Here is a 25,532-nt window from a genome sequence, read left to right as displayed (position 1 = left end):
CCTGCGCCCCGCAAAATAACATGGAGTTTGTCATGACCAATCGCACTCAACGCTTAAAAGATCGTCTGTTCGCCAACCCGCGCGAAATCTCCCTCGAGCGGGCCCTGCTCTACACCGCCAGCCATAAACAGACCGAGGGGGAGCCGGTGATGATCCGCCGGGCGAAAGCAACCGCATGGATCCTCGATCATGTGCAGATTTCGATTCGTGATGATGAACTGATTGCCGGCAACCGTACAATCAAGCCGCGCGCCGGGATTATGTCGCCGGAGATGGATCCCTACTGGCTGCTTAAGGAGCTGGACCAGTTCCCGACCCGCCCGCAGGATCGCTTCAACATCAGCGAAGAAGATAAGCGCATCTACCGCGAAGTGCTGTTCCCCTACTGGGAAAATCGCTCGATGAAGGACTTCATCAACGCCCAGATGACCGATGAAGTGAAGGCCGCCGTCAGCACGCAGATTTTTAGCGTCAACCAGACCGATAAAGGCCAGGGACATATCATCATCGACTACCCTCGCCTGCTGGAAAACGGCCTCGCCGCGCTGGTGGCGGAGATGAAAGCGGTAAGTCAGCGGCACCCGCAGAACAATTTTTATCAGGCGGTGCTGATCCTGCTGGAAGCCTCCCAGCGCCATATTCTGCGCTATGCGGCGCTTGCCGATGACATGGCCGCCGGCTGCGGCGACGGGCAGCGGCGCAAAGAGCTGGAGACCATCGCGGACATCTCCCGCCATAACGCGGTGCACCGGCCGGAAGATTTCTGGCAGGCCTGCCAGCTCTTCTGGTATATGAACATCATTTTGCAGTATGAATCCAACGCCAGCTCCATTTCGCTGGGCCGCTTTGACCAGTATATGCTGCCGTACTATCAGGCTTCGCTGAATCGCGGCCAGGATCCGCAGTTTCTTCAGGAGCTGCTGGAGTCGCTGTGGGTGAAGTGCAACGATATTGTCCTGCTGCGCTCCACCAGCAGCGCGCGCTACTTCGCGGGCTTCCCGACCGGCTATACCGCCCTGCTCGGCGGCCTGACCGAGACCGGACGCAGCGCGGTCAATATCCTGTCGTTTTTATCCCTCGACGCCTACCAGAATGTTCGCCTGCCGCAGCCGAACCTCGGCGTGCGGATCAACGAGCTGGTCGATCGCCCTTTCCTGCGCAAAACCGCCGAGACCATTCGCCTCGGCACCGGCATTCCGCAAATCTTCAATGATGAAGTGGTGATCCCGGCGTTTCTCAACCGCGGCGTCTCGCTGGATGACGCGCGGGATTACTCGGTGGTTGGCTGCGTTGAGCTGTCGATCCCTGGGCGCACCTACGGCCTGCACGATATCGCCATGTTCAACCTGCTAAAGGTGATGGAAATCGTGATGCTGGAAAACGAAAGCAATCCTGATATCACCTGGGATGGGCTGATTAACCAGATCCGCGACAAGATTCGCTATTACATTAAGCTGATGGTCGAAGGCAGCAATATTTGCGATATCGGCCACCGCGACTGGGCGCCGGTTCCCCTGCTCTCTTCCTTTATTGAAGACTGCGTGCAGCACGGCCAGGATATCACCGAAGGCGGCGCGCGCTATAACTTCTCCGGGGTCCAGGGCATCGGCATCGCCAATCTCAGCGACTCGCTGCACGCGCTCAAAGGGATGGTGTTTGAGCAAAAACGGCTCAGCTTCGCTGAACTGATCGCGGTGCTGAAAGCCAACTTCCAGACGCCGGAAGGGGAAAAAATCCGCGCGCGCCTGATCAACCGCTTCGAGAAATACGGCAACGATATTGACGAAGTGGACAACATCAGCGCCGATCTGCTGCGCTTCTACTGCAAAGAGGTAGAGCAGTACCACAACCCGCGCGGCGGTCGCTTTACGCCGGGCTCCTATACCGTCTCCGCCCACGTGCCGCTGGGGTCGGTCGTCGGCGCGACGCCGGACGGACGCCTGGCCGGGGAGCAGCTGGCGGACGGCGGGCTGTCGCCGATGCTTGGCCAGGACGTTCAGGGGCCGACCGCGGTGCTCAAGTCGGTCAGCAAGCTGGATAACTTTCTGCTCTCCAACGGGACGTTACTGAACGTCAAATTCACCCCGGCGACCCTTGCCGGCGACGGCGGCCTCAATAAGCTGGCCGACTTCCTGCAGGCATTCACCAGGCTGAAGCTACAGCATATTCAGTTCAACGTGGTCAACGCCGATACCCTGCGCGAAGCCCAGCAGCGGCCGCAGGATTTTGCCGGTCTGGTGGTGCGCGTCGCCGGCTATAGCGCCTTTTTCGTCGAGCTGTCGCAGGAGATTCAGGATGACATTATCCGCCGCACCGCGCATCAGCTGTGATGTCCTGGAAACGCGCGCCGATAAGGCGCGCATTTTTAATATCCAGCGCTACTCTTTGAATGACGGTCAGGGGATCCGCACCGTCGTTTTTTTTAAAGGCTGCCCGCACACCTGCCCGTGGTGCGCTAATCCGGAGTCGATCTCGCCGAAAATTCAGACCGTGCGCCGGGAGAGCAAGTGCCTGCGATGTTCGCGCTGCCAGCAGGACGTGGTCGAGTGCCCCTCCGGCGCGTGGGAGCAGATTGGCCGCGACGTCACCCTCGATAACCTGCTTAAAGAGGTGCTGAAGGATGAGGTCTTCTTCCGCGCCTCCGGCGGCGGCGTGACCCTGTCGGGCGGCGAAGTCCTGATGCAGGCCGAATTCGCCGCGCGCCTGCTGCGCCGCCTGCGCGAATGGGGGATCAGAACGGCGATTGAAACGGCGGGCGATACCGCCTACCGCCGCTTTTTTCCGCTGGCGCAGGCCTGCGATGAAGTGCTGTTCGATCTGAAAATCATGGATGAAACGCTGGCCCGCGAGCAGCTGCGGATGAATATACCGCGGGTGCTGGATAATTTCACCCGTCTGGTAGAAGCGCATATTCACGTGATCCCCCGGGTGCCGCTGATTCCGGGATTCACGCTTGATGAAGCGAATTTCCGCCGGATTCTGGCGTTTTTGGCTCCCTTTAAGCTGCCGGAAATTCATCTTCTGCCGTTCCATCAGTACGGCGAACCCAAATATCACTTACTGGGAAAAAAATGGTCGATGTCGATGATTAAAGCCCCTGCAGAATCTGAGATTCAACCATTCAGGACGCTGGCCGAACGGGCCGGTTTTAGCTTGACCGTCGGCGGATAACGCCTGGAGGATGCTATGGATTTCACTATCGTTGCCGTCACGGCATGCGTCAGCGGCGTCGCTCACACCTATATGGCTGCCGAGCGGCTGGAAAAAGTCGGCCACCAGGAGAAATGGAATATCAAAATAGAAACCCAGGGCGCGTTGGGGGTGGAGAACAAAATTATGGCCGACGATATCGCCCATGCCGATGTCGTTCTGCTGGTGACGGATATTGAAATTGACGATGCCGGACGCTTTAGCGGCATCCGCACCATTAAGACCAGCATCAAAACCTTTCTGCTGCAGCCGCAGCAGATTGTCGACGCGGTGAAATGCATTAAGAAAAAGCCGGTAGTGTATATTGAGATCCCGTGAGTACACCGGTGATTTTGTCGCCCGGGCAAGGCGCTTGCGCCGCGGCCCGGGGAAATAGCACTGCGCCCGCTCAGACTTCCCCCGGTCGCGCTGCGCTTACCGGGGCTACAATTCCATGCGATTTTTACGCCACGCCCAGCAGCCATTTCTGCGCGGGCGTCAGGCGGCTGGCGGTTTCCGGCGTCAGCCAGCGCTGCTGATCCTGCTGCGCGGTATCCGCCCTGTCGATATATAAACCGTGCAGCACGCGCCTTCTGCTGCCAACGCGGTTGCGCGTCCCGCCGTGCCAGGCGTGGGCGTTATAAATCATCACGCTGCCCGCCGGCGCGGCGAATACCACCTCATCAGGATGCGCCAGCTCCGGGTCATCCAGCACCGCTTCCGGCAGCTCCGGACGCAAATGGGTACCGGGAATAATGCGCGGCGCGCCGTTTTCCGCGCTAAGGTCATCGATAGCCCAGATGGTATTCACCAGATGCACTTTCGGAAAATCGTGACGCGGCTTTTTCCAGTCCGCATGCAGCGGCTGATGGCCGCCGTTGAACAACGCTTCCCGCGCGTTCAGGCTGGAAACTTTAAAATCCCCCTGAAAAACATGCCGACAGGCGGAGAGAATCAGCGGGTGGGACCAGACCTTTTCCCAAATCGCGCCTTTGTTAATCAGGTTGGCGATGCGGGTTGCCGTCGCCTCCTGGTGGTGCTCGATCGCCAGATTATCGCCCTCTCTCTCGACGATGGCGTCGATAAGCGCGCGCATCGCCGCCAGCCACTCCGCGTCCACCACGTTATGCACAACGGTGTAGCCCAGGGTATCCAGCTCCTGTTTCATTGCCGGGCTCAGCGCAACGTTCGCCCCCAGCGCATCCAGATAAACCGCAGATTGTTGTTCCATCTTTATATTCCTTAACTTATCGATAACACAAAATAAACTCTAATCGGCGGCGGGCGGGAATACATGAGGGCAAAACTACGAAAAACTGGACGAGCGTACGCGGCAGGGAAAAGTGTGATGGCCATCAAAATCCAGCTTTTCCCCCTTCCTGCAGGGCAATCATTAGCGAAGCCGCCTGATACAGAACAAACCTGTGCAGATAAAATAGATTATAATCAAGAGGATAATTGCTCTCTTCTAAGGCATACGGAATGATTGACGATCTGGCGGATATTTTAAATCGTTTAGTAAATCAGAAAGATAATCTGCACGTCAGGTTCCCCGACCCGGATATATCCGAGCCCGCGCTGGCGTTTAAGGTGCCCTTTCCACGGCTGGAAATTGTGCTTGAGGGTGAGCTTAAGGAGAGCGGGCTGCCGCTGTCGGAGACAATGCTCTCCGCCTCGCAGGTGCTCTACGTTCAGGCGGGTAAATGGACGCTGCCGGAATGGACCGCGCCGGCGTCGACGTTAAGCATTCTGTTTGGTCGCCAGAAGCTCGGGTTTTGCGTTCAGCACTGGGACGGCAGGCAGCTGCGCACGGAAAAGCAGAACGTCGCCCGCCTCGGACCGCGCGTGGGCTCCTACCTGCTGCTGTCGCTCAATGAAATCTGCCTGCAGCCGGACCCGGTAACCGCCAGGCTGGTGGTCGCGGCCCTGTTGAGCCACTGCCTTGAGCAGCTGGTCGGGCTGGAGATGCGCGTCAGCCGCAGCCGCGATCTGTTTCTGGCGGTACAGGATTATCTCGAAGAGCATCTCACCCAGCCGCTGACCCGCGAGTCGGTAGCGAAGCGTTTTCATATTACGCCCAACTACCTGTCGCATATATTCCAGAAATCCGGTTCCGTCGGTTTTAATGAGTTTCTCACCAGCGTCCGCCTGGAAAAGGCGAAAAAGCTGCTGCGCGGCTACGACCTCAAGGTCAAAGAGATCGCCCACAACTGCGGTTTTGTCGACAGCAACTATTTCTGCCGGGTGTTTAAACGCTACACCGAGCGCTCGCCTTCCGAATATCGTCGCCACTGCCGCAGCGCGCAGCAGGGATAGTTCACGCGGCCCATTCAACCCGTCCGCGGCCGTTATTTTTCGCCTTATAGAGCGCGTCATCGACCTTTTTAATAAACAGGTTCTGCGGCTCGTCTTGATGGCGCAGACCGACGCCAATGCTGATCGACAGCGGGTTATCGTGGTTGATCAGGATCGCGCGGGCATTTTGCAAAATCGACTGCGCCAGTTCATCCACTTCCTGCGCCGACAGGCCATCGACAATAATGGCAAATTCTTCTCCGCCAATCCTCGAAGGCAACACCTTATCGCTGGTGAGCTTCGCCAGCTGTTTGCCAAGGGCAAACAGCACTTCGTCCCCTACCAGATGACCCCAGGTGTCATTAATTTTCTTGAAGTAGTCGATATCCACAATCATCAGCGCCAGCCTGCGCCCCTCCTTCTCGCGAATGGTGTCGATAAAAAAGCGACGGTTGGGCAGCTGGGTCAGCTCATCCTTGAGCGATTGCGAACGCGCGTCGACGTACAGGAGATTGATGCGCTCAATAATTTTGTAGACCCCGACCGCGCTCAGCAGCATGCCGGACAGGCGCAGCAGATCTTCGCAGTAGTACCCCATCCAGCGCGGCTGGTGGAATATTTCGTCCATCAGATCGAAAGTGCCCCCGGCAATCCACAGCAGCAGGCCGTAGCGTACCCAGTTAACCGCCACGTGGTTCATCCGCACCTTGGTTGAGCTCCAGAGCATAAACAGCAGAAAGAGCAGCGCCAGCAGATCGATATACATCCCTGGATTCGTCAAAATTTCGCGCCACGGCCCCAGCGGCGGCGAGACGAACGCGCACAGGCTCGATACGGCGACGATCGCCAGCAGTGCCGGAAAGATATGGGTTCGGGAAATAGAAGACGAGGGTTGAATATGAATGTTTTTTTCGCGTTCGGGCATGGTCAGGTCTCATTACAGCGCGGCTTGCCAGGGTTTTTAGCATAACAGCGCAAAGCGTTTGCGCGAACTGTAAAGGTGCGATGTCGGGCGATGCGCAGCAGCGAGCAGAAGAGAGTGGACTGACCCCGCGGAATGTTCCAACCTACTACCAATCCATGGCGACGAAGTCAGTGGCGCGAATAATAAAGAGTTAACGCTACGAGGATGTGGCAATCGGTGCTGGGGGAAAGGTCTTTTCTGGACTCCGGGAGCGGTCTTCCATTTTTAGCCCGATGGCCGATGCAGAAGGGGCGGACTCCGCTATGCAAACAAGGCAGTGCTGACGCAGTTTATAACGCTCTGGTCCGCCGCAGACTCAGCCTCAAGGCTATCTCGAACTATCAGCTTCAACGTTAACGCTGACGTTCAGTCTCTTCGCCTCCATGGTTATTATCTTCCGGGCAAGGGCCCTGTCGCCGCCGTGCACCCGATCTATCAGCGCCTGGACGATTGTCATCATAAGAAAGTGCTGATTAGCCGGACAGAAATCGGTCATATCAATCCCGCAATCCGCCAGCTGCTGGTGCGCATCGCGCTCTGTCTGCGCAACAAGGTCAGTAACTTGCTCTTTCATTTGTTCGACGCGCGCAAAAACCACGCGATTAATGATTTCGATTTGCTCAGGTGTAAAATTTTTGTCCATTATTATGCTCTCATCACAGTCTGAAGTAATTAATCAGCCAACCAGCCTCAACCCTTTCGCCACCACTCTTTTAAACTCTTCACAATGCCTATGCTCCGGCTGCGTGCAGCGCGCAGCGTGCTTCAGCCCGCGGCTTAACAGCCGCAGCTTGCGAATGGTGGCGTCAATCTCTTTTGCGCGCTGGTGTAGCTGCGCCCGGTCTATCGCTAACGCTGATGCGGTACCAAACATCGCGGCAAGTTCATCCAACGTAAACCCTGCCGCCTGCCCCAGCGCAATGAGCTGCAGTTTATTGAGCACATTTTGGTGATATTGCCGTCGTAAACCGTTACGACCAACAGGCTGAATTAACCCTTTTTTTTCGTAATAACGCAGCGCAGAGGGATTTATGCCAGAAAGATCGGCAATTGCCCGGATATCGAGGGCTTTCATGGTTGACTTAAACCTCGCTTTAAGTTGCACACTGGCTACCAGCCTGACATGCATTGGAAAAGGAGTACACCCTGGAGACGATGATGGTAGTAAAAACGGTCATAACGGGTATTGGCGCGACGCTGATAATGGATCTCTGGTCATTCGGCCAAAAATACCTGCTCAAGCTGCCGCCGCTAAACTATGCGCTGGTGGGTCGCTGGATTGCATGGCTTTTCAGAGGAAAGCTTTGCCATAATACCATCGCTTCCACGCCGGCATTGCGTGGAGAGAGCGTTATCGGCTGGGTGTTTCACTACCTGACCGGGGCCATTTTTGCTTTTGTCCCGCTGGCATTGAACGGAACCGTCTGGTTAAACGAGCCGACGCTGACGGCAGGCCTGCTGGCAGTCGTGCTAACGTTATTTGCGCCGTTCTTGATTCTTCAACCCGCACTGGGCTTTGGTGTGGCGGCGTCGCGTACCTCGCGCCCGTGGCTGGCACGCTTGCTGAGCGTACTTACGCACCTGGCCTGGGGATGCGGGCTTTATATCGCGGCTATGGTTAGCAGAGCATAAGGCCAGGGCGCTTTTCCGCTCAGCTTTGACGACGATGAAACTCGACGTTAAGCCAGCTGGCAAAAGCCAGAATCCTTTTTTCAAAGTCGGCCAGCTCTCCCTGAGGTTCATGACTCACTGCCAGCAGGTAATCCATGTCATCAGCTTTTTCAGGATAGCGGGCAATGAGCTTACCATGGTGCTCAGCAAGGGTGTCCGGCCAGTCTTTGTCGTACTCACTACGCAGGATACTGGTTGCGCGGATGATTTTGCGTGCGGCAGCGCGCTGCAGCTGTAACCCTTCATTCTTATCCGCGGATGAGCGTATTTGTGCCATGAATTTTTCCAGTACCGGCAGGAAATCCCCATTTACGGCAACGGCGATAGCTTTTGCCGGTTTAAAGGGAGCAAACCGGCGGCTCAGATCTTCGCCGTACACGCAGACGCAATGATGTTTAAGCCAGTATCCCCAGCTCAGCGTATGATCCGGGTGCAGGACTTGCGGCAGCACACCGCAATCAAAATCGATTTTACTGACAACCGGATAGCTCTTTTCCAGTTCACGCTTAATCTCAGCGAGCCGCGCCGCTGTGGCCCGATCGGGGCGAACGTGGAATATCACGCTCATGTCGAGATCGGACTTGCCGGGCGTAGCTCGTCCTTGCGCCACGCTACCGTAAACATAAAGGCTATGCATCAGTTCAGGGAAGCACCGGGTTAGCGTTGCCACGACCCCGTCCACTACGCGGGCGAATTCGGGCTGCAATGCGTTCAATTTTGGCAGGGCAATGTCGCCATTACGATCGACGGCCATTCTTTCTCCTGTTTTCTGACGGTATGCCCGCAACAACCTGCGGTCGGTACGTTGGCGCCTGACGTGCAAACAATATTATCTCGCGTTCGCCTTTCGCGCTTACCAACGGGCTGTATTAATCAATAACCGCGATCCTCATTCAGCTTAGCCGGAGTGCGTGAGCGATCGCTGGTACGCATCGCCGCATAGAGGGAGCATAGCTCCTGCAGGCTGTTGGTCCCCATACGCTTCATCAGCCGGGTACGCTGGACGCTGACCGTGGACGGGCTGACCCCGCGAATACGGGCAATATCATCCAGAGAATGGCCGCGTAAACTGAGCCTCATGATCTGTTGCTCGGCGTGGGTAAAATTAAACGTATCGGGCAGATAAGCAACGCTTTGGTTCTGGGCCAATAACAGGCCCATCACTTTTAACGCCTGACGCAGCTCTTGGACCGTCAACCTCTCTGACAAACAGAGCTTTAGCAGGCCCGGAAACAGCCGGTTGATGGCCTCAAAATGGCGCTCAGAGGTGATGAAGATGGCGTAGTGCTCCGGCGGATGGCGAAAGAACAAAGCATATATCTCCTGGATATCCATCCCGCAGGTGACATACACGCAGTTGCTTAACCCCGCATCCGCGCCATCGCTCATCTCATGCAATAGAGTCTCTACGCCAGAAATAAATACACGATCCTTTCCATGAATAGTCATCTTGAAGTCCCGAGGTTACTGTCTTTTATTATCCTTCCATATGGATAGTTTTCTGAGAGTGTTATGTCGTCCGTCAGGCAGATCAATAGCGCAATCTTATCCGTTTAGCTTTCGTTTAGGTAAAGGAATCGGAAGCATTGACTTCGGTTTAACCATTGAAACTATCAGAGTATTTTTAAGTTTTAACAAAATGAGCGTCTAAAAATATAGGAATACGATTACCGCCAGTTCAAATAAAGCCTTAAATTCACGCAAAAAAAGCGTCAAAAAACCACAAAATAATATATAACACCATGATAAATATGGTAAATATATAATTAGGATTATCTTTATAAATAACATAAAAAAAATTTACTCTCTCTTTTTAATATTCAGATCTCGATCTCAAAACATAATTTCATTTTGTGTAAAAGTTATTTTCAATAAAATTACAGGTAGTGCGAGTTAGTCATCATCAGGGAATAAAGAATAATGTGTGGTGAATCCCCCTAAGCGGCGGGGTCATGCTGAATTGAGGAATACCCTCATCGACGTTTCGTTTTTATTGACGAATCAGGAGGTCAGCGCCTGATTCACCGGGAGGCACCCGGCACCACACCACCATCTAATAATTTAATGTGTATCGTTCTGCCTGCTTTACGGCAGGTAATTTCTTGTACCTTTGGAAAATAAAAAAAGTAGAGGCACCCTATGTTTCGTTCCTTATTATTAGTCACGATCCCTTTTATCAGTATTGCTGCCCACGCGGTGACGTTTGATTATCGTCATGAAACCAATGACAAAGCCGGCAATAATCATAAAGACAGACTGCTGATGTCGCACCGTTTTGCCAATGGCTTTGGCCTGTCGCTGGAAGGGAAATGGAAAGGTTCGCAGGATAAAAATAAAGCCTATGATGAAACCGTCAGTAACGGCACCGAAGTGGTGGCAAGCTATGTGCATAAAATAAATAAAACCTTTCAGATAGAGCCTGGTTTCTCTCTGGATACCAGTTCGTCTTCAAACAACTACCGCCCTTATCTGCGCGGTAAAGCCAACCTGACGGATGACCTCAGCGCCTCACTGCGCTACCGCCCTTACTACAAGCGCAATTCAGGCAATATCGGCACGTCTAAAGACACCTCAGAGAACGGCTATAATCTGACCAGCGTTCTTTCCTGGAAATTCCTCAAAGATTATCAGCTCGATTATGAACTGGACTATAAAAAAGCCAACTCCGCGGGGGTTATTTTAGCGGATAACGAAAGCTACGACTGGACCCATGATTTTAAGTTGACCTATAAATTTGATAAAAACTGGTCTCCTTATATGGCCATCGGCAACGTTTCCGGCAGTAAAACCACCGATGAACGCCAAACGCGTTATCGCGTTGGTGTGAAATACTCCTTCTGATAACTTCCTGTCAGCCAGATAATAAATAAGGGTTTTATTAAACCCTTATTTTCATTAAGAGGATAATAATGAAGATTGCAAAAATCACCCTTGCATTGGGCGCTCTGAGTCTCTTCTCACTGAGTGCTGGCGCCCAGGAGAACGCGCGGCTGAGCAGCGTAAAGCAGTTCGCTGACGTCGTGCTGGATAAAGCGGGAGATCGGTACGGCCATCACTCTCCTCTGCTGGCAAACGGCGTGGATCCTCGCACCGGCAAGCAAATGGAATGGGTCTTTCCGGACGGTAAAGTGACCGTGCTGTCGAACTTCTCGGCCCAGCAAAACTTGATGCGGGTGCTGGTAGGGTTAAGCAACCTGACCGGCGAAGCAAAATATAAGCAGCGGGTCGCGGAGAATATTCGCTACTACTTTGACCACTATCAGGACGCCAGCGGACTACTGCTGTGGGGAGGCCATCGCTTTGTTGATTTGAAAACGCTGCAGCCTCAAGGCCCGAGCGAAAAGGAAATGGTCCATGAACTTAAAAACGCGTACCCCTATTACGACATGATGTTTGCCGTCGATGACAAGGCCACCGCGCGCTTTATCAAGGCTTTCTGGAACGCTCATGTTTACGACTGGAAAACGCTGGAAACCAGCCGTCACGGGGAGTACGGCAAACCGATGGGCGCGCTCTGGCAAAGTGATTTTGTCCAACAGCCGCCCTTTTTCGCCACCAAAGGCCTGAGCTTTCTCAATGCCGGCAACGACCTTATCTACTCCGCATCGCTGCTCTATAAATACGATGGCGACGCAGGCGCGTTGACGTGGGCGAAGCGTCTGGCCGAACAGTATGTACTGCCGCGAGATAAGAAAACCGGACTGGGCGTCTACCAGTTTACCCAACCGCTAAAACGCGCCGACACCACCGATGATAGCGACACGCACTCGAAATACGGCGACCGTGCGCAGCGTCAGTTTGGTCCCGAACTGGGCCCGGACGCGCTGGAAGGCAATATGCTGCTGAAGGGCCGGACCAGCACGCTCTACTCAGAAAATGCGCTGATGCAGCTTGCCCTGGCCAAATCGCTCGGCAAAGACGGTGACGATCTCAAAAAATGGACCCTTGATGGCCTCAAGGCCTTCGCGACCTACGCTTACGATGAGCAGAACAATACCTTCCGCCCGATGCTGGCCAACGGCACGGATCTCTCCGGCTATGCGTTAAAACGCGATGGCTATTACGGGAAAAAAGGCACGGTGCTGAAAACCTATCCGGCAGGAAATGAATTTCTTCTCTCCTACGCCCGCGCCTGGACGCTTGAACCGGATCGTGCCATCTGGAAAGTCGCCCGCGGCATCGCGAAAGGCCAGGGTTTAGGCGATATCGGTGAACCCGGCGGCGCAAACCGCAGGCTGAATAGCCAAACGGAGAACCATCAGCCGTATGCGATTTTCGCCCTTATCGACCTGTGGCAGGCCACCGGGCAGCAGGACTATTTGACGCTGGCGGATCGCATCGGCGCAAACATCATCAACAACCAGCGCCTCAACGGCTTTTTTGTCGATGACCCTGAGGCCGAATATGCCAGTATCGATAGTATTGCCCCCTATGCGCTTCTCGCCCTGGAAGCCGCCTTCCGCAACACGCCGGACGCGGTGGCGCCGTTCCTGAACGGCGCGGGATTCACCGAGGGTGCTTATCGGCTGGCTGACGGAACGGTTCGCTACTCAACCCGAGATGACGAGCTGTTCAGGCTCAGACCCGGCGAACAGCTCAAACCGAACGGCAAAAAATAAAACGGTCCCCCCCACCGCCACCGGTGGGGGACCGTTCCGCGATGGGACAGCTCCACTTGCACAGCGCCGGACCGCCCGGCGCTTAATTTCCGGCATCCAGCGCCGACACCGCGCGCGAATAGGCCGCTATCGCCAGCGCCACATCATCGGCGGTGACCGACTCGGCGGGATGATGGCTGATGCCGCCTTTGCAGCGCACAAATAGCATCGCTGACGGCCAGCGTTCGGCCATGGCGATAGCGTCATGCCCGGCGCCGCTCGGCAGCGTCAGCGAACGCCCCTGCACTTCCTGCACCGCCTCGTTCAATACCTGCTGCAATCCGCTTTCGCAGGCGGTAGCGGCAATCCGGTAAAACTCTTCGGCGCTGAACCGCAGCTGGCGACAAGAAGCAATGGCCTGCGCCTCATTCAGCAACGTATCCAGCAGCGCATCCAGCGGCTGGTCTTTCGGCCCGCGAATGTCGAGGGTCAGCGTGACTTCGCCGGGAATGACGTTAACCGCGCCGGGCGCGCAGCGCAGCGTACCCACCGTGGCGACCCGGTTTCCGCCCTGCTCGCGGGTCAGCGTCTCTACCCGCACCATCCATTCGGCGGCGGCGGCCAGCGCATCTTTCCGATGACTCATCGGTACGGTCCCGGCGTGTCCCGCCTCGCCGGTAAAGCGGCAGTTCAGACGACGCGCGCCGTTAATCGCTTCCACTACGCCTAAAGCCAGTCCTTCCTGCTCCAGGCACGGCCCCTGCTCGATATGCAGTTCCAGATAAGCGGCGATCTCCTCCTGGCGGCGGGCGGCCAGGTGAATGCGCGCCGGATCCAGCCCGGCCAGCACCATCGCCTGCGCCACGCTGACGCCATCGGCATCGGTCTGCGCCAGCCAGCTCTCGGGCCAGGTACCGGTCAGCCCGCGGCTGCCGAGCAGCGTAATACCGAAACGCGTCCCTTCTTCATCGCAAAAGCCGACAATCTCGATCGCCTTTTTCAGCCTACGCCCCTGTCGATGCAGACTGTCCACCACCTCGATCGCCGTCAGGACGCCGAGCATACCGTCATAGCGCCCGGCGTTGCGCACCGTATCAAGGTGCGACCCCAGCAGGATGGCGGGCGCCCCCTCCTGCTCTCCCTCGTAGCGCCCGCAAATATTGCCGACGCTGTCCTGCCAGACGGTCATCCCGGCCTGGGTCATCCACAGCGCCGCCCGCTGGTTGGCCGCAAGATGCTGAGGAGAGAGATAAACCCGGGTCAGGACATCCGGCGTTTCGCTGATCGCGGCCAGCTCATCGGCGCGGGCCATCACCCGCGCCGCGGCCTGCTGCATTTCCGCCTGCTGGCGTTGTGCTGGACTCATTGGGCGCTCTCGCTGCGATAGTGATCCCACGCGGCCTGCATCGCGGCGCCCTGGGTGGTCGGGAATTTGAGATAGTTCAGCACTGACTCCAGGGCGCTGAGCGTGGTCATCACGCAGTCTTTACGCGCGTTGTAGCCCATGGTGCCGATCCGCCACACTTTGCCGTGCAGCGGGCCGAACGAGGTACCGATTTCAATACCGAAATCTTCCAGCATCAGCTTGCGCGCCTGGTCGCCGTTGATACCCTGCGGGATAACGACGCCAAGCACGTTGTTCATCTTATGTTTCAGGTCGCCGAAGGTCTCCAGCCCCATCGCCTGAATGCCTTTGACCAGCGCGTCGCCGTGCAGCTTATGGCGGGCAATGCCGTTATCCAGCCCCTCCTGGAGGATCAGCCGCGCGCATTCGCGGGCGCCGAACAGCGCGGTAGTGGCCTCGGTATGATGGTTAAGGCGCTCTGGCCCCCAGTAGTCCATCACCATGCCGAGATCGAAATAGTTGGAGTAGATCATCTCCTCGTCGCCGTCGCGGTGGGCATCGGTGCGGATCCCCTCTTCCACGCATTTGCGGCGGCGAATCGCCTCTTCCATGCGCGCGCTGAGGGTAATCGGCGAGGTGCCGGACGGGCCGCCGAGGCACTTCTGCATCCCGGCCGAGACCGCATCCAGCCCCCAGGCGTCGGTTTCCAGCGGGTTGCCGCCCAGCGAAGCGGTGGCGTCAGTGTAAAACAGGACGTCATAGCGGCGGCAGATATCCCCCAGCTCCGCCAGCGGCTGCAGCATCGTGGTGGAGGTGTCGCCCTGCACCGTCAGCAGCAGGCGCGGACGAATACGTTTGATGGCATCCTCCACCTGGTCCGGAGTGAACACCTCACCCCAGGGTACTTCAATGGTGTGCACTTCCGCCCGGCAGCGGCGGGCGATTTCGCACAGCAGATGGCCGAAGCGGCCAAACACCGGCACCAGCACCTTGTCCCCCGGCCGAATAGCCGAAACGAGTATCGCCTCAATCCCGGCCCTTGAGGTTCCGTCCGCCAGCATCGTCCAGCGGTTTTCGGTACGAAATACGCCGCGGTACAGCGCCATCACTTCGTTCATATAGTGGGTCATCGCCGGGTCGTACTGACCGATCAGCTGGCTCGACATGGCGCGCAGCACGCGCGGGTCGGCGTTAATCGGGCCTGGCCCCATCAGCAGGCGCGACGGCGGATTGAGTTGCGGAAACTGAGTGATATCCATCTTTAAGTCCTTATTGATTGAGGCCGCGCACGGAGGAAATAAACTGCTTCAGTTCGCTGGTCTGCGGGTTGGCGAACAGCGTTTTGCTGTCGCCCTGCTCCCAGACGCGTCCCTGATGCATAAACACCACGCGGTCGCCCACTTCGCGGGCAAAATTCATTTCATGGGTCACGAGAATCAGCGTCATTCCCTCCGCCGCCAGCTGCTCCAGCACCTTAAGCACTTCGCCAACCAGCTCCGGATCCAGCGCCGAGGTGATCTCGTCACAGAGTAAAACTTTTGGCGACATCGCCAGCGCGCGGGCAATCGCCACGCGCTGCTGCTGGCCGCCGGAGAGACTCGACGGGTAGTAATCGAGCCGGTCGCCCAATCCGACCTTTTCCAGCATCCGCTGGGCCAGTTCACGGCACTCGGCGGCGCTCTTCTTCAGTACCCGACGCGGCGCCAGCATCACGTTTTCCAGCGCCGTCATATGCGGGAACAAGTTAAAGTTCTGGAACACCATGCCGATAGAGCGGCTGATTTCCCGCGCCTGCGAGTCGCGGTCGGTAATGGTCATCCCGCCGAGCTTAATGCTGCCTTCCTGATAGCCTTCCAGGCCGTTGATGCAGCGCAGCAGCGTGCTTTTGCCCGACCCGCTGCGGCCGATAATCGAGATCACTTCGCCCATATCGATATCCAGATCGACGCCCTTGAGCACGTGGTTATCGCCGTAATACTTCTGCATCTGATTAATGGTGATGAGAGGCATTGAATTTGTTCTCCAGATAACGGCTGTAGCGGGACAGCGGATAACACAGAATGAAATAGCCCAGCGCCACCAGCGCAAAGACTTTAAACGGCTGATAGGTGACGTTGGTCAGCATGGTGCCCGCTTTGGTCAGCTCGACGAAGCCGATAATCGACGCCAGCGCCGTGCCCTTGATCACCTGCACGGCAAAGCCGACCGTCGGGGCGATGGCGATCCGCAGCGCCTGCGGCGCGACAACGCGATACAGCGTCTGGCCAAAGCTCAGCCCCAGACAGCGCGACGCTTCCCACTGCCCTTTTGGCAGGGCGCGAATGCTGCCGAACCAGATATCGAGCAAAAAGGCGCTGGTGTACAGCGTCAGTGCCAGCGACGCCGCGGTCCACGCAGAAACGTCGATGCCGAACAGCGCCACGCCGAAAAAGGCGAGGAACAGCTGCATCAACAGCGGCGTCCCCTGAAAAAGTTCGACATAGCCGCGGATCAGGCGTTTTACCTGGCGCCCGCCGGTCATGCGCAGCAGCAGGAGCGGCAGCGTCACCAGCGCGCCGCCGAGAAATGCCACCAGCGACAGAAGCACCGTCCAGCGCCCGGCCAGCAGCAGATTGCGGACAATGTCCCAATCGGTAAAGGTGGTCATCATGCCTGTACCCCCAGCCATTTACGTCCCGCCGCCAGCAGCAGCTGACGCATCGTTATCGATAGCGCTAAATAAATCCCCGTCGTCACCAGATAGACCTCAAAACTGAGGAAGGTGCGCGACTGAATCAGGTTGGCGGCAAAGGTCAACTCTTCATAAGAGACCTGCGACACCACCGACGAACCGAGCATGACGATGATGCACTGGCTCACCAGCGCCGGATAAATGCGCTGCAGCGCGGGCGGCAGAATGACCTGAATAAAGGTCTGCGTCCGGGTCAGCCCCAGTACGCGCCCCGCTTCCCACTGCCCTTTCGGCGTCACCTGAATCCCGGCGCGCACGATCTCGGTACTGTAGGCCCCGAGGTTCACCACCATCGCCAGCAGCGCGGCCTCGCCCGCCGTCATCTTCAGCCCCAGATTCGGTAAGCCGAAGACGATAAAAAACAGCTGTACCACAAACGGCGTGTTGCGAATCAGTTCGACATACCCGCCCCATATCCGGCTGAACCACGTCGGACGTCCGCTGCGAACGGCGGCGCCGAAAATGCCAATCGTCAGGCCGCCTATGGTCGCCAGCACCGTCAGCTGAATGGTCACCCACAGCCCCGCCAGCAGCTCCGGCCAGTGCGGCCAGAGCTCAGAGAAATGAAGTTGCTCCGTCATGCCCGAACCTTACGCGCCGAGGCTGGCAGGCAGCGGCGCTTTCATCCACTTCTCAGACAGCCCGTTGAGGGTACCGTCTTTCACGCCCTGCTCAATCAGCGCATCCACTTTCGCCTTCAGGGCCGGTTCATTTTTCTTCAGGCCGATAAAGCACGGCGAGTCTTTCAGCATAAAGCTCGGCACCGGGGCCTTGTCAGCGTTCTGCCGGGAGATGGCCGCCACCACCAGGTTGCCGGTGGCCACATACTGCACCTGGCCAGATAAATAGGCCGACAGCGTGGTGTTGTTATCTTCGTAGCGCTTAATCTGCGCCTCTTTCGGCGCCACGCTGGTCAGCACCATGTCCTCCACCGCGCCGCGGGTCACGCCCACGCTTTTACCGCTCAGCGCCGCCGGGTCTTTCAGCTCTGCGCCCTTCGGACCAAATACGCCGAGGAAGAACGGCGCATAGGCGCGACTAAAGTCGATCACCTTCTCGCGCTCGGCGTTTTTACCGAGGCTGGAAATCACCAGGTCCACCTTATCGGTTTGCAGATAAGGCACGCGGTTGGCGCTGGTGACCGGCACCAGCTGCAGCTTGAGCTTCATCTCTTTGGCGAGGTAGCGCGCCATATCGATGTCGTAGCCCTGCGGCTGAAGGTCGGTACCCACCGAGCCAAAAGGCGGAAAATCCTGCGGCACCGCAATGCGGATCGTGCCGCGCTTTTCAATATCCTGGAGCTGGTCAGCTTTCGCCGCCGGGAGGTTGGTTAACAGACAAGCGGCCCCGGCCAGTGCGATCAACAGTTTCTTCATGATGTTTACCCGTTACGTTAGCATGAAACAAAAGATTCTTTGAAGTCACTTTTGCAACTAATGTGCCAGATAAAGCGCCACGCATCGGGTCAGCCCGCCGTTTGGCTAAGCGAACGTAAAACAAGGGAAATTGAGGAGTTAAGAGGGAAAGACCGCGCGTTCCCCCATTATTTTATCGCACCAAAATCATGCAAAGCACCACGCTGGCGCCCCATTATCGTTGTTCCAGCTCGTCCAGCTGCTGATAGAGGGTGGCAATATCGTGAATCCGCGGGCGGCCTTTATCGAGAATTTCGTGCAGAAAGGCGTTCGACAGCAGATTGATCAGGCTATTGACCGACGCGTAGCTATCGTAGGCCGATACGCTATCCAGCGGCGCGCAAAGCTGCCAGCGCGCCAGCGGAAACAGGCCGTGGGCCTGCGGTTCGCACATCAGCAGCGCCGGAATACCGCTGCTCTGTAGCTGCTGCAGCAGCGGGCGAATAATTCGCGGACGGCGGCGAAACGCCATCACCACCACCACATCGTCGGCGGTTAAATCCACCAGCTCCTCGCTTAAGCTTTGTCCCGGCTGCGGCAGCACCAGCACCTGCCCGCGCGCCTGTAAAAGCTGCTGGCGCAAATGCAGCGCCGCCGGATAAGCATTGCGCATGCCGATAATCACGATACGCCGGGCGCTCACCAGCGCCTGAATCGCCTCGGCGAACTGCTGGACATCAAGGGCGTTAACCCACTGGGTCAGGTTGGCCATCTCCTGCTTATAGTGGCGCGCCAGCAGCGTGTTGCCCTGCACCGCATCGCGATTATCGGTCAGCGGCATTCCGCTCTGGCGCAGGGTGCGCAGCTCATCGCGCATATCTTTATATTTTTCATAGCCCAGGCGCTTGAACAGACGGCTGACCGTGGCTTTCGATACCCCGCTAAGCTGCGCCAGCTCGGCGCTGTTGTAGCTAATCAGGTCATCAAAATGATCGAAAATAAAATCCGCCACCCGCTGTTCCTGCGGCGATAAAGACGGGTACTGCTCTTTTAGTCGTTCATCAAGCTGTTGCATAAGACCTCTGTAACTTTCGTTTCACCGCACTATACCGTTAACGTCTTTCATAATGCATGCCAGTTCGACAAAAAACGCCCATCGCCAGCAGCAATTGAAACTTTACGTTCAGACATGGAACAGCTTTTGCAACCCTCTGCGGACGATTCGGTTAATTGAGGACACCCCATGCAAAGTCATGTTGCCGCCCACGGGATGGCGGTCGCGCCCCATCATCTGGCCAGCCAGAGCGCGCTGGCGGTTCTGCGCGAAGGCGGAAGCGCGATAGAAGCGATGGTCGCCGCCGCCGCGACCATCGCCGTGGTTTACCCGCATATGAACGGCCTCGGCGGCGATGGCTTCTGGCTTATCGTGCCCCCCGAGGGCGATCCCATCGCCATTGACGCCAGCGGCGCGGCGGGGTCGCTGGCGACGCCGCAGGCCTACGCCGGCCTCTCGCAGATCCCCCACCGCGGCCCGCAGGCGGCCCTGACCGTGGCGGGCACCGTCAGCGGCTGGGACGAAGCGCTGAAGGTTTCGCGGGAGTTAACCGGGAAATTCTTGCCGCTGACGCGTCTGCTGGAAGACGCCATCGGCTACGCCGCCGGCGGTATCCCGGTGACCGCCTCGCAGGCCAGCGCCACCGCCGGGAAATTCAGCGAACTGCGCGACCAGCCCGGCTTCGCCGAAACCTTTCTGGTGGACGGCCAGCCGCCGAAGGCCGGGAGCCGCTTTTTGCAGCCGGCGCTGGCGAACACCCTGCGCCGATTAACCGAAGACGGTTTAGACAGCTTCTATCGCGGGCCGCTGGCGGAGCATCTGGCCCGCGGCATGGAACAGTATGGACTGCCCGTCACCCTCAGCGATCTGCAGCAGCATCGCGCCCGCCGCCCGCTGCCGCTCAGGCTTGAGCATCAGCACGGGGAACTGTGGAACCTCGCGCCGCCGACCCAGGGGCTGGTTTCGCTGGCGATCCTCGGCATCACCGACCGGCTGGCGATGGCCGACGCCGACGATGCGATGACCGTCCACCGAATCGTTGAGGCGACCAAGCTGGCTTTCGGCCTGCGCGACGCGCATATCACCGATCCGCGCCACCTTGATGTCGATATCCAGAGCCTGCTGGCAGCGGCGGCGCTGCAGCCGCTGGCGGATAACATCGACGACCAGCAGGCCGCCCCGTGGGGCGCGGGCAAAGGCCCGGGCGATACCGTGTGGATGGGGGTTATCGATAACAGCGGACTGGCGGTCTCCTTTATTCAAAGCCTTTATCACGAATTCGGCAGCGGCGTGGTGCTGCCGGAGAGCGGAATTGTCTGGCAGAACCGCGGGGCCTCTTTCAGCCTCGACCCGAGCCACCTGCTGGCGCTGGCGCCCGGTAAACAGCCGTTTCACACCCTCAACCCCGCCGCCGCGAGGCTGAACGATGGCCGGGTGATGGTGTACGGCTCCATGGGCGGCGACGGCCAGCCGCAAACCCAGGCCGCGATTTTCACCCGCTACGTGCTGCAAAACGCGCCGCTGCAGGAGAGCATCACCCGACCGCGCTGGCTGCTGGGACGTACCTGGGGGCAAACCTCCGACTCGCTCAAGCTGGAAGGCCGCTTCAGCGCCGAATGCGTTGCCCGCCTGCGTCAGCTGGGGCACGACGTTGAAGTGCTGGCCGATTTCAGCGAAGCCATGGGCCACGCCGGGGCGATCGTTCGCCACCCCAACGGTCTGTTCGAGGGGGCCAGCGATCCGCGCAGCAACGGCTCCGCCGCCGGATATTAGGAGCTGATGATGAACACACCGCACAACGAATGGGACGCTTACCTCACGCAAATGGAACAGCTGCTGGCGCTGGAGCTGGACGATGCGCGGCGCGCAGAGCTCAAGGTGCAGTTTAGCCGCATTGCCGCCATGGCCGGGCCGCTGCTGGCCTTTCCCCTCGACGATCGCGTCGAAATCGCCGGAGTCTATAAAGCATGAAGCTGCCTGAAATGACGATTCACGAAATCCAGCGTGCGTTGGCCGCCGGCGAGCTCAGCGCCAAAGAGATCGCCCGCCACACCCTCGAGAACATCGCCCGCGTAAACCCGCAGATCAACGCCTGGACCCACGTCAGCGAAAAACGCATGCTCGCTGAGGCGGAGAATATCGATACTCTGCGACGGGAAAAAAAGCCTCTGCCCGCGCTGGCAGGCGTTCCCTATGCGGTGAAAAATCTTTTCGATGTCGCCGGACACACGACCCTTGCCGGGGCGCAGCTGCTGAGCAATCGCCCCGCCGCCGTTGCCGACAGCTGGGCGGTGCGCCAGCTGCATAGCGCGGGCGCGCTGCTCTCCGGGATGCTGAATATGGATGCCTACGCCTACGGGTTTACCACCGAAAACAGCCACTACGGGGCGACGCGTAATCCGCACGATCTCTCGCGGATCGCCGGGGGTTCCTCGGGCGGGTCGGCGGCAGCGGTGGCCGCCGGGCTGGTGCATTTTTCGCTGGGAAGCGACACCAACGGATCCATTCGCGTCCCGGCATCGCTGTGCGGGATCTTCGGCCTGAAGCCGACCTTTGGCCGCTTGTCGCGCTCCGGGAGCCATCCTTTCGTCGCCAGCCTCGACCATATCGGTCCGTTTGCCCGCTGCGTCAGCGACCTTTCCGCGGTTTACGATGCCCTGCAGGGTCGCGATCCGGGCGATGGTTTTCAGGCCGACAAGGCCAGCGAGCGCACGGCGAATCTGCTGTCGCGCGGGCGCGAAGGCCTGCGCTGCGCCACCCTCGGCGGTTATTTTACAACGTGGTGCGATAACGACGCCCGTGCGGCCGTCGCTCGCGTCGCCGGGGCGCTGGCGGCGCATGAGGAGCTGATCTTCCCGGAGGCGGAGCTGGCCCGCTCGGCGGCGTTTATTCTCAGCGCCGCCGAGGGCGGAAATCAGTACCTGCCCGCGCTGCGTAGCCAGCCCGAACGTTTTGAGCCGAACTCACGCGAGCGCCTGCTGGCGGGCGCGATGATCCCGTCGGCCTGGTATCTTCAGGCCCAGCGCTTCCGCCGCCACGCGCAGCAGGCGTTTAAAGCCCTGTTCGCCCATGCGGATGTGCTGATCGCCCCGGCCACGCCGTGCAGCGCGACGCCCATCGGCGCGCAGACCATGGAGATTAACGGCCAGCCGCTGCCGATTCGCGCCAGCATGGGGATGCTGACCCAGCCCATCTCCTTCCTTGGCCTGCCGGTGGTCACCGTGCCGCTGCGTACGGCGAACGGTCAGCCGATAGGCCTGCAGCTGATTGCCGCGCCTTTTAATGAACAAGCCTGTCTGCGCGCGGCGCGGGCGCTGGAGGAGATGGGCATTACCGACGCCCGCCCGGTGGAGATAGCAGCATGATGACGCAAGAGCAGATTAATCGCCCGTTGGTTCTCGCCGAGGTGACGGCGGCGTTTTACCGCTATGAGGAAGCGCTGGTGAGCAACGATATCGCGGTACTGGATGAGCTGTTCTGGCACGATAAGCGCACGGTGCGGCTGGGGGCCGGGGAAAATCTCTACGGTATCGACGAAATCCGCGCCTTTCGCGCCGCCCGCCCGGCAGCCGGCCTGCAGCGCGCGCTGCGGCACACCACCATCACCACCTTCGGCGAGGATTACGCGGTGTGCAGCACCGAATTCACCCGCGAAGGCAGCGAGCGCATTGGCCGGCAGCAGCAAACCTGGGTGCGCTTCCCCTGCGGCTGGCGCATCGTCGCCGCCCAGGTGAGTTTGATGAGTTAAGGGAATCCCCCGGGTTGCGCTGCGCTTACCCGGGCTACAGGTCCGCACACGTCTGCGATCCGGTAGCCCGGGTAAGCCGCTTGCGGCGCGACCCGGGGAACGCCTTTACCCCCTGAACGGATGAACGTCGCGCCAGTGGTCGGCAATCTGCTGACGAGTGCAGACCCAAACCTGGTCGTGCTGCTGCACATAATCGAGGAAACGCTGCAGCGCGCGGAAGCGGCCCGGGCGCCCCAGCAGGCGGCAGTGCATCCCGATGGACATCATCTTCGGCGCGCTGGCCCCCTCGGCGTACAGCACATCGAAGCTGTCTTTCAGATAGGTGTAAAACTGCTCGGCGGTATTGAACCCCTGGGCGGTGGCAAAGCGCATATCGTTGGCGTCGAGGGTATAAGGTACGATCAGGTGTGGCTTACGCGTCCCGTCGCCGCAGGCCACCTCGCTCCAGAACGGCAGATCGTCGCCATAATAGTCGCTGTCATAATCAAAACCGCCGTGCTCCACCACCAACTGGCGGGTATGGGGACTATCGCGCCCGGTATACCAGCCGGTGGGCGGTTTGCCAAACAGATCGGTTAACACCTGCACGGCTTTATGAAGATGCTCCCGCTCCTGCTCGATGGGCATATTCTGGTAGTGGATCCAGCGCCAGCCGTGGCTGACCACGTCATAGTTCGCCGACTTAATCGCCTCGACCACCTCAGGATGACGCGCCAGCGCCATGGCGACGCCGAACACGGTCAGCGGCAGTCCCCGCTGGCTGAACTCATTATGGATGCGCCAGAAACCGGCGCGGCTGCCGTACTCATACAGCGAATCCATCGACATATGCCGGTCAGGATAGCTGGCGGCGCCGATAATATCGGACAGAAACTGTTCAGAACCGGCATCACCGTGCAGCACGTGGTTTTCTGAGCCCTCTTCGTAGTTCAGAACAAACTGCACGGCGATGCGCGCGTTGTTCGGCCACCGGGCGTGCGGCGGCTGTCCGCCGTAGCCGCGCAGGTCGCGCGGGTAATCGTCTGCCAAAAATGCCATCTGCTACCTCTTCATTTTAAAAGGGATTTAATGCCTGAAATTTGCCGCTCAACGCCTTGGCTTCCGGAAACCCTAAATCGCCCTGCTTGCTGGTCGACAGGCCTAACGCCACCAGCGACTCAACCATTTTGACCGCCGCACTGACGCCATCGATCACCGGCACGCGCAGCTCGCGGGTCAGCTCCTGGGCCAGCGTCGCCATCCCGCCGCAGCCCAGCACGATAGCCCCGCAGCCGTCCTCTTTTAGCGCCTGAATACAGCGCGCGCGTACCTTCTCCTGCGCCACACCGCTGCCGTCCTCCAGCGCCAGCACCGGTAAATCAATGGCGTGCAGGGCCGCGCAGTGGTCATGAAAACCATACTGATGCAGCAGATGACGGGCGATGATCAGAGTGCGCGGCAGCGTGGTCACAATGGAGAAACGGGTGGCCACCAGCGTCGCCGTATGCATCGCCGCTTCGGCAATGCCCACCACCGGCCCCTGCGCCAGCTCGCGCGCCGCCAGCAGACCGGGGTCGCCAAAACAGGCGATCACGTGCCCGTCGACCCCCTGTTGGCGACCGGCGTTGATCTGCTCCAGCACGCCCACGGCAGCGATGGCTTCATCAAAGTGGCCCTCTATCGATGGGACGCCTTCGCGGGGGCAGACCGCCAGAATCTCGGTTCCCGGCGCGGCGACCGCCCGCGCGGCGGCGCCGATGGTTTCCGTCATGGCCAGGCTGGTGTTGGGGTTGATGACTTGTATACAAACAGCGGCCATTACGGCTCCTTATAACCGGCAAACAGCCGGGCAAAATCAGGTAGGGTCACGCCAGAACGCTCAAAGCAAAGGCTGGCGACGATATGTTCAAAATGGTGACTTAACGCATCGCTCAGCGGCTGCAGCGCCTTGTCGCGCAGCAGTTGGACAAGCCGTTCGTGATCGTCGCAGCGGCAGCCCTGACGCCACGGCGATCCCCACGCCGCGATAACCAGGGATGAGCGCTGGCTCAGGCGGGTCACCATCTCGGTGAGCACCTGATTGCCGGAGATCGCCTGCAGCTGAATATGAAACTCGGCGGAGTAGCGGATCGCCGCCGGGCCGTCATAGCGTTCATGGGCCTGCTGCTCCTCACGGATAATGGCCTCAAGCGCCGCGAGGTGCGGCGGCTGACAGCGGGCCAGCACATCCGGCAGGTTGGCCACCTCCAGCAGCGCGCGGGTGCGGAAGATCTCTTGCGCCTCTTCTACCGTCGGGCTGGCGACCTGTGCACCACGTTTGGGCGTCAGGGCGACCATTTGCACAGTCGCGAGTCGTTGCAGCACCTTTCTGATCCCGGTACGGCTTACGCCGAACGCTTCCGCCAGCGCCTCCTCCGGCAGTTTGCTCCCCGGCGGCAGCTGATGCTCGACGATCGCGGTCATCAGCGCCTGATAGATGGATTCGTCTTTATCCTGCAGTTCTGGCGAGGCCTGCAGACGATGTTGGTTGCTCATTCACCACTCCGGTTTTTACTTTTTGATATCGGATCGTATACATAAAATTTAATTCTTGCATACAAAAA

The 25,532-nt window shown here is 58.6% G+C and carries 26 protein-coding genes and 1 pseudogene; 11 read left to right on the top strand and 16 right to left on the bottom strand.

Features of this window, described 5'->3' with window-relative positions; translation table 11 throughout:
- The first annotated feature begins 32 nt into the window (after positions 1 to 32).
- The 3 genes from HMPREF1144_RS16335 to HMPREF1144_RS16325 are packed head-to-tail and all read left to right on the top strand — an operon-like array spanning position 33 to position 3,528.
- Complete coding sequence (locus HMPREF1144_RS16335) at positions 33 to 2,330, top strand: formate C-acetyltransferase (RefSeq protein WP_009653503.1); 2,298 nt, start codon at positions 33 to 35, stop codon at positions 2,328 to 2,330.
- Positions 2,296 to 3,171: a [formate-C-acetyltransferase]-activating enzyme gene (locus tag HMPREF1144_RS16330; RefSeq protein WP_009653385.1), complete on the top strand. Its 876-nt coding sequence runs from the start codon at positions 2,296 to 2,298 to the stop codon at positions 3,169 to 3,171. Before HMPREF1144_RS16335 ends, HMPREF1144_RS16330 begins: the two co-directional genes overlap by 35 nt.
- A 15-nt stretch (positions 3,172 to 3,186) precedes the next feature.
- A complete protein-coding gene (locus HMPREF1144_RS16325) occupies positions 3,187 to 3,528 on the top strand; it encodes a PTS fructose-like transporter subunit IIB (RefSeq protein WP_009653507.1) in 342 nt (113 codons plus the stop codon).
- A gap of 124 nt (positions 3,529 to 3,652) precedes the next feature.
- Here HMPREF1144_RS16325 and HMPREF1144_RS16320 read toward each other — a convergent pair whose 3' ends face one another.
- A complete protein-coding gene (locus HMPREF1144_RS16320; RefSeq protein ID WP_004849740.1) occupies positions 3,653 to 4,420 on the bottom strand; it encodes a phytanoyl-CoA dioxygenase family protein in 768 nt (255 codons plus the stop codon).
- Between the two features lie 251 nt (positions 4,421 to 4,671).
- On the opposite strand from HMPREF1144_RS16320, the gene HMPREF1144_RS16315 reads away from it, so the two are divergent.
- Positions 4,672 to 5,505, top strand: coding sequence for a helix-turn-helix transcriptional regulator (locus tag HMPREF1144_RS16315; protein WP_004849737.1), 834 nt, complete (start codon positions 4,672 to 4,674; stop codon positions 5,503 to 5,505).
- Position 5,506: 1 nt separating this feature from the next.
- Here the strand turns inward: HMPREF1144_RS16315 and HMPREF1144_RS16310 are convergent, their stop codons facing one another.
- The 3 genes from HMPREF1144_RS16310 to HMPREF1144_RS16300 form a co-directional block, all read right to left on the bottom strand.
- Positions 5,507 to 6,409: a GGDEF domain-containing protein gene (locus HMPREF1144_RS16310; RefSeq protein ID WP_009653388.1), complete on the bottom strand. Its 903-nt coding sequence runs from the start codon at positions 6,407 to 6,409 to the stop codon at positions 5,507 to 5,509.
- A gap of 367 nt (positions 6,410 to 6,776) precedes the next feature.
- Positions 6,777 to 7,091, bottom strand: a complete 315-nt coding sequence (locus tag HMPREF1144_RS16305; RefSeq protein ID WP_042927921.1) for a hypothetical protein — start codon at positions 7,089 to 7,091, stop codon at positions 6,777 to 6,779.
- A 33-nt stretch (positions 7,092 to 7,124) separates the two neighbouring features.
- Complete coding sequence (locus tag HMPREF1144_RS16300) at positions 7,125 to 7,523, bottom strand: MerR family transcriptional regulator (RefSeq protein ID WP_009653520.1); 399 nt, start codon at positions 7,521 to 7,523, stop codon at positions 7,125 to 7,127.
- A gap of 83 nt (positions 7,524 to 7,606) precedes the next feature.
- Here HMPREF1144_RS16300 and HMPREF1144_RS16295 point away from each other — a divergent pair, with 83 nt between their 5' ends.
- Positions 7,607 to 8,080: a DUF2938 family protein gene (locus HMPREF1144_RS16295; RefSeq protein ID WP_009653491.1), complete on the top strand. Its 474-nt coding sequence runs from the start codon at positions 7,607 to 7,609 to the stop codon at positions 8,078 to 8,080.
- Positions 8,081 to 8,099: 19 nt separating this feature from the next.
- Here the strand turns inward: HMPREF1144_RS16295 and HMPREF1144_RS16290 are convergent, their stop codons facing one another.
- Both HMPREF1144_RS16290 and HMPREF1144_RS16285 read right to left on the bottom strand, forming a co-directional pair.
- Entirely contained in the window at positions 8,100 to 8,873 is a 774-nt protein-coding gene (locus HMPREF1144_RS16290; protein ID WP_009653378.1) for a nucleotidyltransferase domain-containing protein, read from the bottom strand.
- Positions 8,874 to 8,992: 119 nt separating this feature from the next.
- Positions 8,993 to 9,568, bottom strand: coding sequence for a helix-turn-helix transcriptional regulator (locus HMPREF1144_RS16285; protein WP_009653497.1), 576 nt, complete (start codon positions 9,566 to 9,568; stop codon positions 8,993 to 8,995).
- Positions 9,569 to 10,258: 690 nt separating this feature from the next.
- On the opposite strand from HMPREF1144_RS16285, the gene HMPREF1144_RS16280 reads away from it, so the two are divergent.
- Complete coding sequence (locus HMPREF1144_RS16280) at positions 10,259 to 10,960, top strand: oligogalacturonate-specific porin KdgM family protein (protein WP_004849723.1); 702 nt, start codon at positions 10,259 to 10,261, stop codon at positions 10,958 to 10,960.
- A 68-nt stretch (positions 10,961 to 11,028) separates the two neighbouring features.
- On the top strand, positions 11,029 to 12,738 hold the full coding sequence (locus HMPREF1144_RS16275; RefSeq protein ID WP_009653381.1) for a pectate lyase: 1,710 nt from the start codon (positions 11,029 to 11,031) through the stop codon (positions 12,736 to 12,738).
- 82 nt (positions 12,739 to 12,820) lie between these two features.
- Here HMPREF1144_RS16275 and hpxK read toward each other — a convergent pair whose 3' ends face one another.
- From hpxK to hpxU, 7 genes are all read right to left on the bottom strand, one after another.
- Positions 12,821 to 14,083 (bottom strand): allantoate amidohydrolase, encoded by a 1,263-nt coding sequence (hpxK, locus tag HMPREF1144_RS16270; protein WP_042927919.1) that lies wholly within the window; start codon positions 14,081 to 14,083, stop codon positions 12,821 to 12,823.
- Positions 14,080 to 15,321: a pyridoxal-phosphate-dependent aminotransferase family protein gene (locus tag HMPREF1144_RS16265; protein WP_009653535.1), complete on the bottom strand. Its 1,242-nt coding sequence runs from the start codon at positions 15,319 to 15,321 to the stop codon at positions 14,080 to 14,082. The genes hpxK and HMPREF1144_RS16265 overlap by 4 nt, the downstream gene beginning before the upstream one ends.
- A gap of 10 nt (positions 15,322 to 15,331) precedes the next feature.
- Positions 15,332 to 16,072, bottom strand: a complete 741-nt coding sequence (locus tag HMPREF1144_RS16260) for an amino acid ABC transporter ATP-binding protein (RefSeq protein WP_004131222.1) — start codon at positions 16,070 to 16,072, stop codon at positions 15,332 to 15,334.
- Complete coding sequence (locus HMPREF1144_RS16255) at positions 16,053 to 16,709, bottom strand: amino acid ABC transporter permease (protein ID WP_009653463.1); 657 nt, start codon at positions 16,707 to 16,709, stop codon at positions 16,053 to 16,055. Before HMPREF1144_RS16255 ends, HMPREF1144_RS16260 begins: the two co-directional genes overlap by 20 nt.
- A complete protein-coding gene (locus HMPREF1144_RS16250) occupies positions 16,709 to 17,374 on the bottom strand; it encodes an amino acid ABC transporter permease (protein WP_004871413.1) in 666 nt (221 codons plus the stop codon). The genes HMPREF1144_RS16255 and HMPREF1144_RS16250 overlap by 1 nt, the downstream gene beginning before the upstream one ends.
- A gap of 9 nt (positions 17,375 to 17,383) precedes the next feature.
- Positions 17,384 to 18,169: a transporter substrate-binding domain-containing protein gene (locus HMPREF1144_RS16245; RefSeq protein WP_004849710.1), complete on the bottom strand. Its 786-nt coding sequence runs from the start codon at positions 18,167 to 18,169 to the stop codon at positions 17,384 to 17,386.
- Positions 18,170 to 18,383: 214 nt separating this feature from the next.
- Entirely contained in the window at positions 18,384 to 19,223 is an 840-nt protein-coding gene (gene hpxU / locus HMPREF1144_RS16240) for a MurR/RpiR family transcriptional regulator HpxU (protein WP_004131213.1), read from the bottom strand.
- Positions 19,224 to 19,391: 168 nt separating this feature from the next.
- Between hpxU and hpxW the strand changes: the two genes are divergently transcribed.
- The 4 genes from hpxW to hpxZ are packed head-to-tail and all read left to right on the top strand — an operon-like array spanning position 19,392 to position 22,950.
- Entirely contained in the window at positions 19,392 to 20,975 is a 1,584-nt protein-coding gene (hpxW, locus tag HMPREF1144_RS16235) for an oxamate amidohydrolase (protein ID WP_009653489.1), read from the top strand.
- A gap of 9 nt (positions 20,976 to 20,984) precedes the next feature.
- On the top strand, positions 20,985 to 21,173 hold the full coding sequence (gene hpxX / locus HMPREF1144_RS16230) for an oxalurate catabolism protein HpxX (RefSeq protein WP_042927956.1): 189 nt from the start codon (positions 20,985 to 20,987) through the stop codon (positions 21,171 to 21,173).
- The gene (locus tag HMPREF1144_RS16225) at positions 21,170 to 22,567 is read left to right on the top strand and encodes an AtzE family amidohydrolase (RefSeq protein ID WP_009653384.1); all 1,398 of its coding nucleotides are present in this window, start codon (positions 21,170 to 21,172) and stop codon (positions 22,565 to 22,567) included. Before hpxX ends, HMPREF1144_RS16225 begins: the two co-directional genes overlap by 4 nt.
- Entirely contained in the window at positions 22,564 to 22,950 is a 387-nt protein-coding gene (gene hpxZ / locus HMPREF1144_RS16220) for an oxalurate catabolism protein HpxZ (protein ID WP_009653539.1), read from the top strand. The genes HMPREF1144_RS16225 and hpxZ overlap by 4 nt, the downstream gene beginning before the upstream one ends.
- Positions 22,951 to 23,055: 105 nt before the next feature.
- Here hpxZ and puuE read toward each other — a convergent pair whose 3' ends face one another.
- From puuE to HMPREF1144_RS16205, 3 genes and pseudogenes are all read right to left on the bottom strand, one after another.
- Positions 23,056 to 23,955 (bottom strand): allantoinase PuuE, encoded by a 900-nt coding sequence (gene puuE, locus HMPREF1144_RS16215; protein WP_227500445.1) that lies wholly within the window; start codon positions 23,953 to 23,955, stop codon positions 23,056 to 23,058.
- A pseudogene (gene hpxA, locus HMPREF1144_RS16210) lies at positions 23,840 to 24,748 on the bottom strand (allantoin racemase). Before hpxA ends, puuE begins: the two are co-directional and overlap by 116 nt.
- Complete coding sequence (locus tag HMPREF1144_RS16205; RefSeq protein WP_009653425.1) at positions 24,748 to 25,464, bottom strand: GntR family transcriptional regulator; 717 nt, start codon at positions 25,462 to 25,464, stop codon at positions 24,748 to 24,750. The pseudogene hpxA and the gene HMPREF1144_RS16205 overlap by 1 nt, the downstream one beginning before the upstream one ends.
- Positions 25,465 to 25,532: the final 68 nt, after the last annotated feature.

The organism is Klebsiella sp. OBRC7, assembly GCF_000293135.1.
Taxonomy (GTDB): domain Bacteria; phylum Pseudomonadota; class Gammaproteobacteria; order Enterobacterales; family Enterobacteriaceae; genus Klebsiella; species Klebsiella michiganensis.
The sequence above is the reverse complement of the archived record's forward strand: the minus strand, read 5'-3'. Positions and strand labels throughout refer to the sequence as shown.

Bases quoted from the DNA above. Each gene is read 5' to 3' on its own strand.
- HMPREF1144_RS16335 (WP_009653503.1), top strand. From the start codon at position 33: ATGACCAATCGCACTCAACGCTTAAAAGATCGTCTGTTCGCCAACCCG.
- HMPREF1144_RS16330 (WP_009653385.1), top strand. From the start codon at position 2,296: ATGACATTATCCGCCGCACCGCGCATCAGCTGTGATGTCCTGGAAACG.
- HMPREF1144_RS16325 (WP_009653507.1), top strand. From the start codon at position 3,187: ATGGATTTCACTATCGTTGCCGTCACGGCATGCGTCAGCGGCGTCGCT.
- HMPREF1144_RS16320 (WP_004849740.1), bottom strand. From the start codon at position 4,420: ATGGAACAACAATCTGCGGTTTATCTGGATGCGCTGGGGGCGAACGTT.
- HMPREF1144_RS16315 (WP_004849737.1), top strand. From the start codon at position 4,672: ATGATTGACGATCTGGCGGATATTTTAAATCGTTTAGTAAATCAGAAA.
- HMPREF1144_RS16310 (WP_009653388.1), bottom strand. From the start codon at position 6,409: ATGCCCGAACGCGAAAAAAACATTCATATTCAACCCTCGTCTTCTATT.
- HMPREF1144_RS16305 (WP_042927921.1), bottom strand. From the start codon at position 7,091: ATGGACAAAAATTTTACACCTGAGCAAATCGAAATCATTAATCGCGTG.
- HMPREF1144_RS16300 (WP_009653520.1), bottom strand. From the start codon at position 7,523: ATGAAAGCCCTCGATATCCGGGCAATTGCCGATCTTTCTGGCATAAAT.
- HMPREF1144_RS16295 (WP_009653491.1), top strand. From the start codon at position 7,607: ATGGTAGTAAAAACGGTCATAACGGGTATTGGCGCGACGCTGATAATG.
- HMPREF1144_RS16290 (WP_009653378.1), bottom strand. From the start codon at position 8,873: ATGGCCGTCGATCGTAATGGCGACATTGCCCTGCCAAAATTGAACGCA.
- HMPREF1144_RS16285 (WP_009653497.1), bottom strand. From the start codon at position 9,568: ATGACTATTCATGGAAAGGATCGTGTATTTATTTCTGGCGTAGAGACT.
- HMPREF1144_RS16280 (WP_004849723.1), top strand. From the start codon at position 10,259: ATGTTTCGTTCCTTATTATTAGTCACGATCCCTTTTATCAGTATTGCT.
- HMPREF1144_RS16275 (WP_009653381.1), top strand. From the start codon at position 11,029: ATGAAGATTGCAAAAATCACCCTTGCATTGGGCGCTCTGAGTCTCTTC.
- hpxK (WP_042927919.1), bottom strand. From the start codon at position 14,083: ATGAGTCCAGCACAACGCCAGCAGGCGGAAATGCAGCAGGCCGCGGCG.
- HMPREF1144_RS16265 (WP_009653535.1), bottom strand. From the start codon at position 15,321: ATGGATATCACTCAGTTTCCGCAACTCAATCCGCCGTCGCGCCTGCTG.
- HMPREF1144_RS16260 (WP_004131222.1), bottom strand. From the start codon at position 16,072: ATGCCTCTCATCACCATTAATCAGATGCAGAAGTATTACGGCGATAAC.
- HMPREF1144_RS16255 (WP_009653463.1), bottom strand. From the start codon at position 16,709: ATGACCACCTTTACCGATTGGGACATTGTCCGCAATCTGCTGCTGGCC.
- HMPREF1144_RS16250 (WP_004871413.1), bottom strand. From the start codon at position 17,374: ATGACGGAGCAACTTCATTTCTCTGAGCTCTGGCCGCACTGGCCGGAG.
- HMPREF1144_RS16245 (WP_004849710.1), bottom strand. From the start codon at position 18,169: ATGAAGAAACTGTTGATCGCACTGGCCGGGGCCGCTTGTCTGTTAACC.
- hpxU (WP_004131213.1), bottom strand. From the start codon at position 19,223: ATGCAACAGCTTGATGAACGACTAAAAGAGCAGTACCCGTCTTTATCG.
- hpxW (WP_009653489.1), top strand. From the start codon at position 19,392: ATGCAAAGTCATGTTGCCGCCCACGGGATGGCGGTCGCGCCCCATCAT.
- hpxX (WP_042927956.1), top strand. From the start codon at position 20,985: ATGAACACACCGCACAACGAATGGGACGCTTACCTCACGCAAATGGAA.
- HMPREF1144_RS16225 (WP_009653384.1), top strand. From the start codon at position 21,170: ATGAAGCTGCCTGAAATGACGATTCACGAAATCCAGCGTGCGTTGGCC.
- hpxZ (WP_009653539.1), top strand. From the start codon at position 22,564: ATGATGACGCAAGAGCAGATTAATCGCCCGTTGGTTCTCGCCGAGGTG.
- HMPREF1144_RS16205 (WP_009653425.1), bottom strand. From the start codon at position 25,464: ATGAGCAACCAACATCGTCTGCAGGCCTCGCCAGAACTGCAGGATAAA.